15 protein-coding genes and 4 tRNA genes are annotated in these 13,884 nt (G+C 36.1%); 15 read left to right on the forward strand and 4 right to left on the reverse strand.

Annotated features, from left to right (window positions below):
* The first annotated feature begins 165 nt into the window (after positions 1–165).
* The 8 genes from HX005_RS12235 (at position 166) to HX005_RS12270 (ending at position 4,670) form a co-directional block, all read left to right on the forward strand.
* Positions 166–255: transfer RNA gene (locus tag HX005_RS12235), tRNA-Ser, on the forward strand.
* Positions 256–270: 15 nt separating this feature from the next.
* Positions 271–347 (forward strand) — tRNA-Arg (locus HX005_RS12240).
* Positions 348–399: 52 nt separating this feature from the next.
* Positions 400–476 (forward strand) — tRNA-Arg (locus HX005_RS12245).
* 332 nt (positions 477–808) lie between these two features.
* The gene (locus tag HX005_RS12250) at positions 809–1,468 is read left to right on the forward strand and encodes an amino acid ABC transporter permease (RefSeq protein ID WP_286377562.1); all 660 of its coding nucleotides are present in this window, start codon (positions 809–811) and stop codon (positions 1,466–1,468) included.
* Positions 1,458–2,123: an amino acid ABC transporter permease gene (locus HX005_RS12255; protein ID WP_286377563.1), complete on the forward strand. Its 666-nt coding sequence runs from the start codon at positions 1,458–1,460 to the stop codon at positions 2,121–2,123. The genes HX005_RS12250 and HX005_RS12255 overlap by 11 nt, the downstream gene beginning before the upstream one ends.
* Positions 2,124–2,132: 9 nt before the next feature.
* On the forward strand, positions 2,133–2,864 hold the full coding sequence (locus HX005_RS12260) for an amino acid ABC transporter ATP-binding protein (protein ID WP_286377564.1): 732 nt from the start codon (positions 2,133–2,135) through the stop codon (positions 2,862–2,864).
* 16 nt (positions 2,865–2,880) lie between these two features.
* Positions 2,881–3,759 carry a transporter substrate-binding domain-containing protein gene (locus HX005_RS12265; RefSeq protein WP_286377565.1) on the forward strand — a complete coding sequence of 293 codons (879 nt, stop codon included), beginning with the start codon at positions 2,881–2,883 and terminating at the stop codon, positions 3,757–3,759.
* A gap of 47 nt (positions 3,760–3,806) precedes the next feature.
* Positions 3,807–4,670: a cysteine ABC transporter substrate-binding protein gene (locus tag HX005_RS12270; RefSeq protein ID WP_286377566.1), complete on the forward strand. Its 864-nt coding sequence runs from the start codon at positions 3,807–3,809 to the stop codon at positions 4,668–4,670.
* A gap of 103 nt (positions 4,671–4,773) precedes the next feature.
* On the opposite strand, the gene HX005_RS12275 is transcribed toward HX005_RS12270, so the two are convergent.
* Complete coding sequence (locus tag HX005_RS12275; RefSeq protein ID WP_286377567.1) at positions 4,774–5,397, reverse strand: hypothetical protein; 624 nt, start codon at positions 5,395–5,397, stop codon at positions 4,774–4,776.
* A 143-nt stretch (positions 5,398–5,540) separates the two neighbouring features.
* Between HX005_RS12275 and HX005_RS12280 the strand changes: the two genes are divergently transcribed.
* Both HX005_RS12280 and HX005_RS12285 read left to right on the forward strand, forming a co-directional pair.
* Positions 5,541–5,617 (forward strand) — tRNA-Arg (locus HX005_RS12280).
* A gap of 156 nt (positions 5,618–5,773) precedes the next feature.
* Complete coding sequence (locus HX005_RS12285; protein ID WP_286377568.1) at positions 5,774–6,526, forward strand: YidX family protein; 753 nt, start codon at positions 5,774–5,776, stop codon at positions 6,524–6,526.
* Here HX005_RS12285 and HX005_RS12290 read toward each other — a convergent pair.
* Complete coding sequence (locus HX005_RS12290) at positions 6,523–7,089, reverse strand: hypothetical protein (RefSeq protein ID WP_286377569.1); 567 nt, start codon at positions 7,087–7,089, stop codon at positions 6,523–6,525. The genes HX005_RS12285 and HX005_RS12290 overlap by 4 nt on opposite strands.
* Before the next feature lie 9 nt (positions 7,090–7,098).
* On the reverse strand, positions 7,099–8,403 hold the full coding sequence (locus tag HX005_RS12295; protein WP_286377570.1) for an SRPBCC family protein: 1,305 nt from the start codon (positions 8,401–8,403) through the stop codon (positions 7,099–7,101).
* Positions 8,404–8,580: 177 nt separating this feature from the next.
* Between HX005_RS12295 and HX005_RS12300 the strand changes: the two genes are divergently transcribed.
* The 3 genes from HX005_RS12300 to HX005_RS12310 all read left to right on the forward strand — a co-directional run bounded on the left by HX005_RS12300 (position 8,581) and on the right by HX005_RS12310 (position 11,577).
* Entirely contained in the window at positions 8,581–9,081 is a 501-nt protein-coding gene (locus HX005_RS12300; protein WP_107007609.1) for a YcxB family protein, read from the forward strand.
* A gap of 44 nt (positions 9,082–9,125) precedes the next feature.
* Positions 9,126–9,764 carry a fumarylacetoacetate hydrolase family protein gene (locus HX005_RS12305; protein WP_286377571.1) on the forward strand — a complete coding sequence of 213 codons (639 nt, stop codon included), beginning with the start codon at positions 9,126–9,128 and terminating at the stop codon, positions 9,762–9,764.
* 451 nt (positions 9,765–10,215) lie between these two features.
* Positions 10,216–11,577 (forward strand): trimethylamine monooxygenase, encoded by a 1,362-nt coding sequence (locus HX005_RS12310; RefSeq protein WP_286377572.1) that lies wholly within the window; start codon positions 10,216–10,218, stop codon positions 11,575–11,577.
* A gap of 48 nt (positions 11,578–11,625) precedes the next feature.
* Here the strand turns inward: HX005_RS12310 and HX005_RS12315 are convergent, their stop codons facing one another.
* A complete protein-coding gene (locus tag HX005_RS12315) occupies positions 11,626–12,447 on the reverse strand; it encodes an AraC family transcriptional regulator (protein ID WP_286377573.1) in 822 nt (273 codons plus the stop codon).
* Positions 12,448–12,591: 144 nt separating this feature from the next.
* Here HX005_RS12315 and HX005_RS12320 point away from each other — a divergent pair, with 144 nt between their 5' ends.
* Together HX005_RS12320 and HX005_RS12325 are read left to right on the forward strand one after the other, a co-directional pair.
* Positions 12,592–13,494 carry a DMT family transporter gene (locus HX005_RS12320; protein WP_502872741.1) on the forward strand — a complete coding sequence of 301 codons (903 nt, stop codon included), beginning with the start codon at positions 12,592–12,594 and terminating at the stop codon, positions 13,492–13,494.
* Positions 13,491–13,883: a hypothetical protein gene (locus HX005_RS12325; RefSeq protein ID WP_286377575.1), complete on the forward strand. Its 393-nt coding sequence runs from the start codon at positions 13,491–13,493 to the stop codon at positions 13,881–13,883. Before HX005_RS12320 ends, HX005_RS12325 begins: the two co-directional genes overlap by 4 nt.
* Position 13,884 lies beyond the last annotated feature (1 nt).

Below are 13,884 nucleotides of genomic sequence, written 5' to 3' on the forward strand. Positions count from 1 at the left end.
GGAAAAGATCAGATTTTTTTGATTTTAGTTTTTATTTTTTGAGTAAAAAAACAACAAAATAAGGGAAATTGTTTAAAAAATATGTAATCGAGCAAAAAAATATAATTTTTTTAAGCAGATCACTTGCTGAATTAGGTTTTAGTTTGTATTATGGCGGCTCGTTACGGTGAGATGGGTGAGTGGCTGAAACCACATCCCTGCTAAGGATGCATACGGGTAACTGTATCGAGGGTTCGAATCCCTCTCTCACCGCCAACGAATACTTATGATGCGCTCATAGCTCAGCTGGATAGAGCACTTGGCTACGAACTAAGGGGTCGGGAGTTCGAATCTCTCTGAGCGCACCAATTTAAATAAGTATTCTCAAAAGTAACGAAGCCTTTTTAGGCAATCAGGTACGCGCTCATAGCTCAGCTGGATAGAGCACTTGGCTACGAACTAAGGGGTCGGGAGTTCGAATCTCTCTGAGCGCACCAACTTGAACATCGACAGATGTAAAATTGACAATTAACCGCACATGTTGCGGTTTTTTTGTGTCTGTGATTTTATCAAAATAATAATTTATTAAATAAGTTAAATCAAAAAATACAAATTTAGCATGTCCTTAAAATCAAAATGAATAAAATTTTATACCGTGATTTTATATTTTGTATTTCTACGTTTTTATTTTTGACCATTTTATTCTTCATTTTTTTAGAAATACTTATGTCATAAAGATATTTTTTAATAAAAGTTAAAAAAAGTAAGATGTTTAAAACATCAGTTGTTGATCAGCACGATGAAAATAACATAACTTGGATGACTTTTTTTGAATTGGCAATATATCTACAGTGTGATGCCTCAGTTTGTTTCAGCAACTTTGACCACATTAAAAATCTCGCTCATTAGCATTTTACTTGCAATTATCGTGGGTTTAATTTGCAGTATTTTGATCACTTATCATGTTCGTGTATTCGATAAAATTGCTAAATTTTATATTGAACTATCACGTAATACGCCTTTATTGATCCAACTGTTTTTTCTCTATTACGGACTGCCAAAACTCGGCATTAAAATCGATGGATTTAGCTGTGGTGTCATTGGTTTAACTTTCTTAGGTGGAAGTTATATGGCAGAAGCTTTTCGAGCAGGCTTACAAGCTGTTGCAAAAGGGCAAATTGACTCAGGTGAAAGTATTGGATTGAATCCCTTACAAGTTTTTCAATATGTCATCTTCCCTCAAGCTTTGGCGGTTTCAATTCCTGCCATCGGTGCGAATTGTCTATTTCTAATCAAAGAAAGTTCAGTGGTGAGCGCAATTGCTGTAGTCGAATTGCTATTCCTAACTAAAGACCTGATTGGTATGGACTATAAAACCACAGAAGCCTTGTTTTTATTGGTTCTGTCCTACCTGATTATTTTATTGCCTGTCTCCATTCTCACCAGTTATTTGGAATACCGCAGTCGGAAGGTGAGTCATGGAATTTGATTATTTATTTCAAGCTGATTATTTACAAAGACTTTTTTTCGGGCTTTGGGTAACTGCGAAAATCGCCTTTATTTCAGTCTTTTTCTCAGCAATTTTTGGCACGATTTTCGGTGTCATCATGACTTCAAAAAATCTTCTGATCAAAAGTATTTGCCGACTGTATTTGGAAGTGATTCGTATCATTCCAATTTTGGTTTTTCTATTTGTTTTCTATTTTGGATTTGCCACTTGGTTTAACTGGCAACTTTCAGCAGTATTGGTGTGTATCGTGGTTTTTGTTTTGTGGGGTACTGCGGAAATGGGTGACCTTGTTCGTGCAGCGATTACTTCCATCGACAAACATCAGCGTGATTCAGCCTATGCATTGGGGCTAAGTCCAGTTCAAACGTTGGTTTACGTTATTTTCCCGCAAAGCCTAAAACGTGTCACACCAGGTGCGATTAATTTATTCACAAGGATGGTCAAAACCAGTTCTTTGGCAGTGCTGATTTGTGTGGTGGAAGTGATTAAAGTCGGGCAACAAATTATTGAAAATTCACTCTTAATCGTCCCGAATGCCTCGCTGTGGATCTATGGTTTGATCTTTATTTTGTATTTCATTATTTGCTATCCCTTGTCACGTTTAGCGACTCATTTAGAAAAAGCATGGGAGTAACAGTTCACTATGGCTTTGTTATCTATACAACATTTACAGAAATCATTTGCAGAAAGTCATATTTTACAAGGCATCGATTTGGACGTAGAACAGGGTGAAGTGGTGGTGATTCTTGGTCCTTCGGGATGTGGGAAAAGTACATTATTACGCTGTGTGAATGGTTTGGAAAAAATCCAAGCAGGTTCGATTCATTTAGCAGGTTCAGGTGTTCTTGGGCAGGATATTTCATGGGTCGATGTGCGTCAAAAAATCGGTATGGTATTTCAAAACTATGAGCTTTTTGGACATATGAATGTGATTGATAATATTTTATTGGGTCCGCTCAAAGTCCAAAAAAGAACACGTGCTGAAGCAGAAAAAGTTGCAGATGAATTGCTAAAACGCGTGGGTTTGTATGACCGCAAAAAAGATTATCCACGGCAACTTTCAGGTGGGCAAAAGCAACGAATTGCCATTGTTCGTTCATTGGTGATGCAGCCACAAGTAATTCTTTTAGATGAAATTACTGCAGCTTTAGACCCTGAAATGGTACGTGAAGTTTTAGATGTAGTTTTAAAGTTGGCAAATGAGGGAATGACCATGTTGATTGTGACTCATGAAATGTCCTTTGCTCGAAAAGTTGCAGATCGAATTATTTTTATGGATCAAGGCAAAATTATTGAACAAGCCACGCCAGAACAGTTTTTTGAGCATCCACAAACTGAAAGAGCAAAAGCATTTTTAAATATGTTGAATTATTAAAATAGAAGGTCAAAAAATGGCTGTATTAAAAAATATGGGTATTTGGACAAGTGCAGTTTTGATCAGCAGTACATTAGTCGCATGTCAAAAACCAACGAATCAATCGACAGCAGACCATGCCAATGAAAACCATACCAAAGAAGATCAATCCTTAGAGCAAGTGAAAAAGAATGGTGTGTTTCGGGTTGCGGTTTTTGCCGACAATCCACCCTTTGGTTATGTGGATAGTGCAGGCAAGCCACAAGGTTTTGATGTGGTTTTAGCGAAACGAATCACCAAAGATTTGTTAGGTGATGAGTCTAAAGTTGAATTTGTTGTAACCGAAGCAGCCAATCGTGTGGAATTTCTAAAATCAGGTAAAGCGGATGCGGTATTTGCAAGTTTTTCAGTCACGCCTGAACGTAAAGAAGTGGTTCATTTTGCACAGCCTTATTTAAAAGCAGCTTTGGGTATCGTTTCACCAAAAGCCAAAACCGTAACTGATATTCATCAGCTTGAAGGTAAAACGTTGATTGTGAATAAAGGTTCAACGTCAGATATTTATTTTACTAAAAATTATCCAAAAATTAATTTGCTCAAGTTTGAACAAAATACCGATGCTTTCAATGCGCTGAAAGATGGGCGTGGTGATGCCATTTCCCAAGACAGTACTTATGCTTTGGCTTGGGCAGCAGAAAACCCAACATTTAGCGCAGGAATTCAACAAATTGGCAATGAAGATTTTATTGCACCTGCGGTGAAAAAGGGCAATACCCAACTTTTAAATTGGCTGAATACTGAAATTTCAACACTACAAAAAACAGGTGAAATTCAGAAAATTTATGATCAAACCTTGAAGCCTGTTTATGGTAATACCGTGGATTCAAAAGTTTTCTTAGATGTCACTGCGAAATAACAATCAATGTAAATTTTTAAATATCAAATAGATCAGAGGAAAATTAAATGCATATCTCCATTAAAAATGTCACCCAGTTATTAGCAGCATCTGTGCTGAGTTTAGGGCTTGTAGCATGTAATAAAAATTCGGGAACACCTGAAAAGACCACTGAGCCTGAAAAAACAGTGTCTAGTATTGAACAAATTAAGAAAAATGGTGTGGTGCGCATCGGGGTATTTAGTGATAAACCTCCTTTTGGGTATTTGGATGCGCAAGGAAAAAATCAAGGCTTTGATGTGGAAATTGCTAAGCATGTTGCTAAGGATTTATTGGGTGATGAAAATAAAGTCCAATTTGTTCTCACTGAAGCTGCAAACCGCGTTGAGTATTTAAAAGCAGATAAAGTCGACATTATTTTTGCAAACTTCACGGTTACACCTGAACGTAAAGAAGTTGTTGACTTTGCGAAGCCTTATTTAAAGGTTTCTTTGGGTGTTGTTTCACCTAAAGCAAAACCAATTACAGATTTGGCACAACTTAAAGGGCAAACTGTGTTGGTCAATAAAGGTACAACTGCGGATTCATTTTTAACGAAATCTCATCCTGAAATTAAGCTGCAAAAATATGAGCAAAACACGGAAACTTTTGATGCCTTAAAAGATGGTCGTGGCGTGGCTTTGGCACATGACAATTTATTGGTTTTGGCTTGGGCGAAAGAAAATCCAAACTATACGGTTGGCATCACCAGTTTAGGACAGCATGATTTTATTGCACCTGCGGTGAAAAAGGGCAATAAAGAACTTTTGGATTGGTTAAATCAAGATTTGGATAAACTATCGAAAGAAGGCGTAATTCAACAGGCATATGAAAAAACTTTAAAACCTGTTTATGGTGATACGATTAATTCGAAAGATTTATTAGTGGAATAATTTTGAACTGCTTTCTAATCAGAAGAGCCATATAAATTGGATTATATGGCTCTTGAAAGTGTTGATTCGATATTTATTACTACAGATGAAAATGATTTGGGTGTTAAATTAAGGTCTGAAAACTGTATATGAATAACCCAAATATATTAATAAATAATCCTAAAATGCTGGCATTTCTTAAAAAATTAATTAAGTCTTTATCTCGGTAGATTAGTGTAATTAAGACTAAAAAGCATAATATTGAAAAAGTTAATGATGCGAGTGATATTTTAAATTGATGCTTGATTTTTGCTTCTGAATTTGCGGGAGTATATGTGTAGATAAAAGTTTGTTGTTGCTGATTTTGATCTAAGTAGCTAATTTTTCTTAATCTCAAAGTCAATCGATAATTAGGTAGTCGACCAAGATCCATAGAGAAGCTTTTGATACTGATTTGATTATTTAAAATATAATTACATAATTCAAATAATTTTGAATCACAATACATTTCAAAAGTCTGTAAGTCTGGAAGAACCTTTTCGATCTTAAGTTTGTCTTCTTTTTTTAGTTGTTGTACAGCGTAAGGATGATCATCAGTATTTAATTGAATAACTGTCCATTCTGATTTTGATAATATTTTGTATTCTGATAAAGTCAAATAAGTCATATAATTAATGACTGAAATAAAAGTTAATGCTAATAAAAATTTACCTAATAATAATTTTAATGGGGATGGAGAGTTATACATATTTCTCGTTTTTTATATACATTGTATGAATAAACAACAGTATATCTATTTATCGTTTAAAAGCTAAACACTCAGTTAGTAAATCTATAAAAAAGTCTTTTCAATAATGTGAAAAAGCGTATAATGCGTCCCATCAAGACGTCGCGCTCATAGCTCAGCTGGATAGAGCACTTGGCTACGAACTAAGGGGTCGGGAGTTCGAATCTCTCTGAGCGCACCAACTTGATAAAATATAGAAAGAAGCCGCTTAATTGCGGTTTTTTTGTGCCTAAAAAATAGCAATAACATTTTTACTATAGTTTTAAAACATGATTTGTTTTATTGATAAATAATAAATTTAAAAATGATCTTAACGATGAAAAAAAGAATGAAAATAATGGCAATAAGCAGTTTAGTTTTGGCGTTATCTGGCTGTGCAACAGCAGTGCTTTGGGAGAATACAGATAAAGGTTATATCTCATTTGGTAAAGTTGTTGATACTACTAAAAGTGTAAAAGTCGTTGAAACTGATCATATTTTAGGTTTTGCCCAAGTGAATAATACAAAAACTGCATCAAAAAAATTGGTGATTGTGGGGCAGCAATATGCATATTTAATGAAAGATGAGAGTGAAAGTGCTTTTCAGATTTTGGATTCTTCTCTAGATGTTAAACATATACGTTTATATGAACCAAAAGCACAAAAATATCATTTGGATTTTAACTTATTGAATAATAATGTTAAATCCTTAAAAGATGGCGTGGGTTTTCAAACAAAAATTCATTTGTTATATGATAAAAATAAATCTGAATTAAGCTTAGAAGAACAAAATACTTTACAGCGTTTAGGGTTTAGTGAAGAAAATTTTGCACAAAATAATGCTCAACAAGATATTCGTTATGTCAAAGTTATGGAGATGCAAGGAAAAGTTTTAGGTCTAAATGATGAGCTAAGAAGCCTTAAATTTCAGTCTTTTAGTCAGGCTTATTCAATCAATATTTATGCAAATTATGTAGATAAAGATGTCGATTTTAAAACACTATTCAAGAAAATTGCGCTGACACCCGTTGCCCTTGTTGGTGATTTAGTGGTGATTCCAATAGGTGTTGTGATTGTAGGTGCGGGTTCGGCATTGGGTGTTATTTCTTAATTTAGCTCACTACTGCTTAAGCTTTCAGGAGGATGAAATTGTTTTGCTTGCGCAAGTTGAGAAATATCCATCTGAATATGATCAGAAATCACAACACTGCGTCCAAACATTCGCCCAAAAACAACTCGGCATGAGAGTTGTTGAGGCAATGTTTTTAATTGCTTAAATTCATTAATACATTCAAGTTTTGAAGCATCATTTTCAGGACAGATCGTAAATGAAACATCATATTTATAGTGATTATTGTCATAAATAATTGGCTCATATTCGGAGTCATTGGCAGAAATAAATCCTGCCACTTCAAACTGATCGTTTATTGGACATTTAAAATGAGCATAATGAAACCGATATTCATCATAAATTTTGTGTAATGGTGTTTTACTCAATGCTGTAGTGTTAAAGAGTAGATAACCACGGCGATTTAATTCGGGAATAGATTCAGATTCGATATAAGTATATTGCGGTTCAAGTGTAAGAGGGACTTGATATTCAGGCATTTTTTCACAAGACATTAAGAGAAAAACGGAAATGGCAACGAAATAGCGTGAGCGTCCCTGTAACATTTAACTTTCCTAAGATTTACTTTGAGCTTTAACTTTTTGGGTAAATACAGCATTTCCGCCGACTGCGGGCAACATATCATGATAGGGCAAGCTACGAGCCGCTCTGAGTAAAAAAGGCGCTTTTTCATCAACTTTTACAGCAGTTGTAACGCGCATTAATGTGCCTGTTTGCTGTGAGTTTAGTTGAATTTGCCCTTTTAGATAACGTAAATCTCCCCCATTTGCAAAGAAATTATTTTGATTTTCTTGTGGAAAACTAAAATGCATTTTGAAGTCAAAAGGAATACTCACAACACCTAAGCCTATACTGACTTTGATCTCTGCATCTTGACCTTGTGCTGTTAGTGCAGACGTGGTTATTTTCTTAATTTGGCGTGGAAAAACACTTTGATAAGATGGAGGTTGTAGCCATTTTTGCAGTTGTTGTGGTGGCTCTTTAAAAGCTTGATATGTGGTGGTAAAACGTAATGTTTCTCGCCCATGCGTATAGGGCACAGTACTTGGCAGGTTTAAAATACTCACAGGTTGCCCAGTACTTTCGCTGAGGTCATCAATTTTTTGTAGTTGTGCTGTCGAAAACTTAGGCTCAGGGAGTTGCCCTGCATTGAGATTAATCACATTTTTAATGCCAAAACGTTGTCTTAATGATTCTAGAACAAAAGCACCTGTACCTGTCGGTATACCTAATTTTGCTTCAGGAATTGCATTTAAAATCTGTTTAAATAAAAAACCTTTAGGCTGATTGGTGTCTCCCCATTGAGTTAATGTCACAAGTGTTTTTTTATCGCCTAAACTAAACCATTCTAATTTGCCGACTGCATAAGGCAAAGGCGCATCAATGACAATCGTGGAAATACTATTTGTTGTCACCTGATGTTGCATCACAATATTTTCATTAAAATTAAGCACAGGAATAGGTGTCGGAATTGAAACTCGATATTGCATTTGGCTAATATTGCCTTTTTGTTCTAATAATTTGGCAGATTTTAAAGTTGGGAATAATCCAACATATTGATTGTAATTACTCAATGTTTTTGCAACGTCTTGACTGCTAACAGGAAGGATAATCGCAGAAGACATAAAGCGAGCCGTAGGGGTAGGGTTGGCTTGTAAAGTTGGTAAATTGGTTTTTATGGCAACTTGTGGATAGATAAAAATATGATCTTGGACATAACTGGCTAATTGTTGAGGGTTATTTTGAAAAGGTTTTAAGCTGCTTGGAATGTTGTCTGTCCATGTCACAATTTCAGCAAAACTTAATTGACTGACACCAAAGCAAATGAGCGCATATGCAGTGTTATACATTAATTTCATCATCATTCCTTTGTTTTATTGATTCAATTTTTAATGATATGTTTTACATGAAAACGCATTATTTTTAATTGACCTAAATTAGAAATTATCAAAGTAAATTATCATGAAAACGTCAATCTACATCGAATTTCTAGTGTACTATTTGACATCTTGGATATGAATTGTGTTGAAGTGACTATGTCAGACAGTAAGCCTGCACTTTCTTTGCGGTATTATCTTAATTTAGAAGAATCTCAAGATGGTTTTAAACTCGCGACTTTAGGTAAAAAACAAATTTCACGTTTTTTAACGCCTTTAGTCAGTGTTGGGATCATTGCTTGGGGGCTTTATTTAGGTATGGCAACGGTAGGACGTTACTATGTCTTTTTAGGTTTATTCTTTTTACTGTTACAAGGATTAATGCGTTATTGGTTTTTACCGATGATGTTTAAACGCCAATTTATTAAATATCAATTTGGTAAAAGTGAACAGGGAATTGAATTATTTCAGGATTATTTCGAGTTATTTAGCAGTGGTCGCCCCAAAAAAATGTTTCCTTATGCCGATGTGCAACATTTTATTGAAGGTAAATTGACTTATATGATTGAGTTAAAAAATCGTACTGTAATCATTGTGCCAAAACGAGCTTTTGAAAACTCAACTGACCAAACATTATTTGTTAATAGTTTTAAAAAATAATTCGACTTTTTCTAGATTAAAGTCATCGTTAAAAAGGGAAGATTATGAGTTCACGTCCATCAAAAATTGTCTGTGTCGGTCGTAGTTATGCAGATCATGCCAAAGAATTGGGAAATGCGATTCCAGATCGTCCAGTGTTATTTATCAAACCACCAAGTAGTTTGATTTCCTTGCAAGATGGTATTTCATGGAATACGGCTTTAGGCAGTTTGCATCATGAGTGTGAATTTACTTTACGGATTGATCAGCCCTTAAAAGGTGAAACTGATCCTGAAAAAGCCTTGCAAGCGATTGGTGCTGTGACGCTTGGGCTAGATTTAACTTTACGTGATTTGCAGGATGACTTAAAGAAAAAAGGTCAACCTTGGGAACGTGCCAAAGCCTTTGATGGTGCCTGTGTACTTGCAGACTGGGTGGATGTCAGTGAAGTCAAAGCATGGGATGCGGTGACTTTTGACTTTAAAGTGAATGATCAGATTCGTCAAAAAGGTGATACTGCATTGTTATTGTTTAATATTGCACATTTACTTTGTGATATTAGTCAGGCATTTAGTTTAGAAGCTGGTGATGTGGTAATGACAGGTACGCCAGCAGGTGTGAGCGCTTTGGCAGCAGGTGACCAATTGACCATGACTTTAAATGGTCAAAGTCAGGATTTTGTATGGAAAACCCATGTAAAATAAACTGTTTTATTTAGAGATTAAAGCATTAGATTTAAGCCTAAATAAATGGAAAAAAGCAGATGAGCTGAGGCTTGATCTGCTTTTTTTACGATTGTTAAAAATAACTAATTGAAATATTTAGAAACTGTTGTAACAAATTATTATTCATTAAATTGATGGATCTCGGTAAATAAAATCTGTTTTTATGATATGGTGTCTATTCTTTGTATGAGTTTTATTCTTATTTAGAGATATTTTGTTGTGTAAGCAACGCACTTTTCTCTAAGAACTCATATTCATTTTGTATCTGCATCCTAATTTGAAAGATGATGTTGATCCCAGAATTACGATTCTATTTGTTCTTATTTTTTTCAGAAAAAACATGATTCCAGTGGGGTTTTACCTCTGGCAGATTCATCAGTCTTAAGCTTAGGAGCTTTTTCAAAGAACTCAAAAACTAATGGAGATAGCAATGACCCGAATTGCAATTATCGGAGCAGGTCCCAGTGGCATGGCTCAATTAAGAGCATTTCAATCAGCAAAGTCCAAAGGTCTACAAGTTCCAGAAATTGTATGTTTCGAAAAACAAAACGATTGGGGCGGACTATGGAATTACACTTGGCGTACAGGTGTAGATGAACATGGCGAAGCGGTACACGGAAGTATGTATCGTTATTTATGGTCAAATGGACCAAAAGAAGCATTGGAGTTCGCAGACTATACGTTTGATGAACATTTTAAAAAGCCAATCGCTTCATATCCTCCACGCGCGGTACTTTGGGACTATATCAAAGGACGTGTCGAAAAAGCAGGTGTTAAAGATCAAGTCAGGTTTAACACAGCAGTACATCATGTCGAGTTTAATGCTGATAATGGGCAGTTTACGGTACAGGTGTGTGACCATACAGAAAATCAGATGTATTCAGAACAATTTGACTATGTCATTGTTGCTTCTGGTCATTTTTCTACGCCAAAAGTGCCTGAGTATGAAGGTTTTAATATCTTTAATGGACGTATTTTACATGCGCATGACTTTCGTGATGCCGTACAGTTCAAAGACAAAACGGTACTGATTGTTGGCAGTAGTTATTCTGCTGAAGATGTGGGTTCACAGTGTTATAAATATGGTGCGAAACAAATTTATAGCTGTTATCGCAGTCAACCCATGGGCTATAAATGGCCAGCCAACTGGTCTGAAAAGCAACATTTACTCCGTGTAGATGAAAATACTGCTTATTTTGGTGATGGCAGTTCAGCCAGGATCGACGCCATTATTTTATGCACAGGGTATTTGCATCATTTCCCATTTATGGTGGAAGAACTCAAGCTCAAAACGCATAACTGTTTATATCCTGAGTCTTTATATCAAGGCGTTGTCTGGGAAAATAATCCTAAACTGTTCTATTTGGGTATGCAGGATCAGTGGTATACCTTCAATATGTTTGATGCGCAGGCATGGTATGTACGTGACATCATCCTTGGTCAAATTGAATTACCTGAGCAGGACGAAATGCAAGCCCATTCACAAGCTTGGATTAAACGTGAAAGCAAAATCAAAAATTCTGAGCAGATGGTGAAATTTCAAGGCGAATACATTAAACAGCTCATTGCCGAGACAGATTATCCAAGTTTTAATATTGATGCTGTCAATGAAGTCTTTATGCAGTGGAAAAAGCATAAAAAAGACAACATTATGGGCTTTCGAGATAAAACCTATCGTTCAGTCATGACGGGGAAAATGTCTAAACCGCATCATACCCCGTGGTTATATGCTTTAGATGATTCTCTGGAAGCCTACTTGGACAGTGAAAATCGGGAACAACGTGCGATTTAAGCAAGTGCTTTGAATCAAACCAAAAAGACCTGTTGTTGCAGGTCTTTTTTATGGTTCAGACTTTAAGAGCTTTCGGAACTGATCAGGGGTGATTTTCATCCAGCGTTTAAACATCTCAATAAATGCAGAAGCATTGGCATAACCAAGATCCAAGGCAATATTTTCCACAGTTTGCCCTTCATTGAGCATGGTCATGGCTTTTAGGACTTTGAGACGTTGTCGCCATTCATTCAAAGACATGGAAAGTTGTTTCAGTGATAGGCGAGCCAAAGTGCGTTCAGTCATATTGACCTGTTGTGCAAGCGCTTGCAGTGTACTTTGATCTGAAGGATGTTGATGTAAATAATCCAAAAGCTGTTTTAAAACAGGATGATCCGTATGTGGCAAATAACTGCCAATCCGCTCTGCATGATGTAACTGATCATGTAAAACCTGTAATAATCTTAAATATTCAGGATCATTTTCATGGCTTTGCTGTTGATTGATTGGCTGCTGTTTTAAATGCAGCAAAATGGCACTCACCAAGGGTGAAGATAAAAGAATCCCTGCTTGTTGTGGTAAATGTTCACATAGCGATTCATGCACGTACAAAGTCGCATGCGAAACATGAGTGCGGTTTAAACCACTGTGATGGACATGCGGTGGTAACCAAATACCATAAGGAGGCGGGGTAATATAGTTGATCTGGTCAATATTGACCTCCATAACTCCATTAAAAGCATAGATAAATTCGCCCCATGCATGCCCATGTACAGGATAAATTGAAAATGCAGGATCATCCCGAAAACTTAGCCATAAAGGTGCCTGAATTGCATCATTGGTTTTGAGTTGTATGCCTTGGTTTTGTTGTGATGTTATTTTTTTGCTCATGCAAAAGTGCCTGAATAAAAGGATTTATTGTCTGTTTTAAAGTATATTCTATAAAAATGACAGCGCTATAGTGTCTTTTCTCTTCAGTGTTGAGATTGTGAAGTGACACAGCGCAAAGCATTGGATGCCAAAGCATCGGGTTTGATGATATTGATTTGTATGATTTGGGGCATACAACAAGTCGTTTTAAAAATGGCTGCAACGGATATCGCGCCGATGATGCAAATTGCAATCCGTTCAGGTTTATCGGCCTTGTTGGTCTATCCACTGATCCAACTGCCAAAAGGGCAGCATTTATTTTCAAAAGACTATCTAATTCCTGGTATATGGATCGCATTTCTTTTTTCAGCTGAATTTTTCCTGGTTGCCGAAGCACTGCGCAATACGACCGCTTCACATACGGTGGTTTTACTCTATACCGCCCCGATTTTTGTGGCTTTAGGTCTACATTGGAAGTTACCTGCAGAACGTCTATCTAAAATTCAATGGAGTGGAATTGTTCTCGCTTTTTTGGGTATTGCCTTTAGCTTTTTAGGACGAGAGCAAAATCAAGTTGCAATTCATACAGTCTTTGGTGATTTGCTTGCCTTATTGGCAGGGGTGATGTGGGCACTTACAACAATTTCTTTGCGCTTAACTTGTTTATCCGATGCGCATCCAACTCAAACTTTATTTTATCAATTGGTCGGAGGTTGCTTATTTTTATTACCACTGGCTTTTATTTTAGGACAAACTGAAATTCACTGGACTGCGATTGCTATCGGTAGTTTAGTTTTTCATACCTTGATCATGTCTTTTCTAAGTTTAATGTTATGGTTTTGGTTGTTACGTCATTATCTGGCAAACTCATTGGGTGTATTTTCATTTTTTACTCCAATTTTTGGGATGGTGTTTGCTGTAATATTTTTAAATGAACGGATTGAACTCAACTTTATGATCGGAACAATTTTAGTCATATTAGGTGTAGTGGTTGTCAGCTTACATACTCAGATTGAACATTACATTCGTTACAACCCTAGAGCTAAACTCAGGAAAAAGCAAAAATGAATAAACCACAAGTTCTATATCATGGCTCACGCGCGTTATATGAAATACTGAGTCCACATCAAGCAAGTGGACATGGTGAAATGGATAATTTTCATGGAATTTATGCGATCGAAAATCGCCGTATTGCTTCCTTTTTTGCGTTAAATTTACATGGGCTTATTCTTGATTCACGCTTTGAAATCGATTTTGATGACAGTCATCAAGCTTATCTCACACTTTTTCAAACTGAGATCGATTGGGATACATGTGGGTATCTTTACCATTTAGATCCAGCACCATTTCAACAACTAGATATGTATCAATGGTTGGCAAAGCAAGACGTTAAACCACTTTATATTGAAAAAATAGATCCACTACAATTCAAGCAATGGATCATTGAAAAAACGTAAA

Origin of the sequence: Acinetobacter sp. R933-2, from assembly GCF_030325485.1 — a bacterium.
Lineage (GTDB): Bacteria > Pseudomonadota > Gammaproteobacteria > Pseudomonadales > Moraxellaceae > Acinetobacter > Acinetobacter sichuanensis.

Bases quoted from the DNA above. Each gene is read 5' to 3' on its own strand.
- HX005_RS12260 (WP_286377564.1), top strand. From the start codon at position 2,133: ATGGCTTTGTTATCTATACAACATTTACAGAAATCATTTGCAGAAAGT.
- HX005_RS12295 (WP_286377570.1), bottom strand. From the start codon at position 8,403: ATGAAATTAATGTATAACACTGCATATGCGCTCATTTGCTTTGGTGTC.
- HX005_RS12275 (WP_286377567.1), bottom strand. From the start codon at position 5,397: ATGTATAACTCTCCATCCCCATTAAAATTATTATTAGGTAAATTTTTA.
- HX005_RS12315 (WP_286377573.1), bottom strand. From the start codon at position 12,447: ATGAGCAAAAAAATAACATCACAACAAAACCAAGGCATACAACTCAAA.
- HX005_RS12270 (WP_286377566.1), top strand. From the start codon at position 3,807: ATGCATATCTCCATTAAAAATGTCACCCAGTTATTAGCAGCATCTGTG.
- HX005_RS12290 (WP_286377569.1), bottom strand. From the start codon at position 7,089: ATGTTACAGGGACGCTCACGCTATTTCGTTGCCATTTCCGTTTTTCTC.
- HX005_RS12255 (WP_286377563.1), top strand. From the start codon at position 1,458: ATGGAATTTGATTATTTATTTCAAGCTGATTATTTACAAAGACTTTTT.
- HX005_RS12285 (WP_286377568.1), top strand. From the start codon at position 5,774: ATGGCAATAAGCAGTTTAGTTTTGGCGTTATCTGGCTGTGCAACAGCA.
- HX005_RS12305 (WP_286377571.1), top strand. From the start codon at position 9,126: ATGAGTTCACGTCCATCAAAAATTGTCTGTGTCGGTCGTAGTTATGCA.
- HX005_RS12265 (WP_286377565.1), top strand. From the start codon at position 2,881: ATGGCTGTATTAAAAAATATGGGTATTTGGACAAGTGCAGTTTTGATC.
- HX005_RS12310 (WP_286377572.1), top strand. From the start codon at position 10,216: ATGACCCGAATTGCAATTATCGGAGCAGGTCCCAGTGGCATGGCTCAA.
- HX005_RS12325 (WP_286377575.1), top strand. From the start codon at position 13,491: ATGAATAAACCACAAGTTCTATATCATGGCTCACGCGCGTTATATGAA.
- HX005_RS12320 (WP_502872741.1), top strand. From the start codon at position 12,592: ATGATATTGATTTGTATGATTTGGGGCATACAACAAGTCGTTTTAAAA.
- HX005_RS12300 (WP_107007609.1), top strand. From the start codon at position 8,581: ATGTCAGACAGTAAGCCTGCACTTTCTTTGCGGTATTATCTTAATTTA.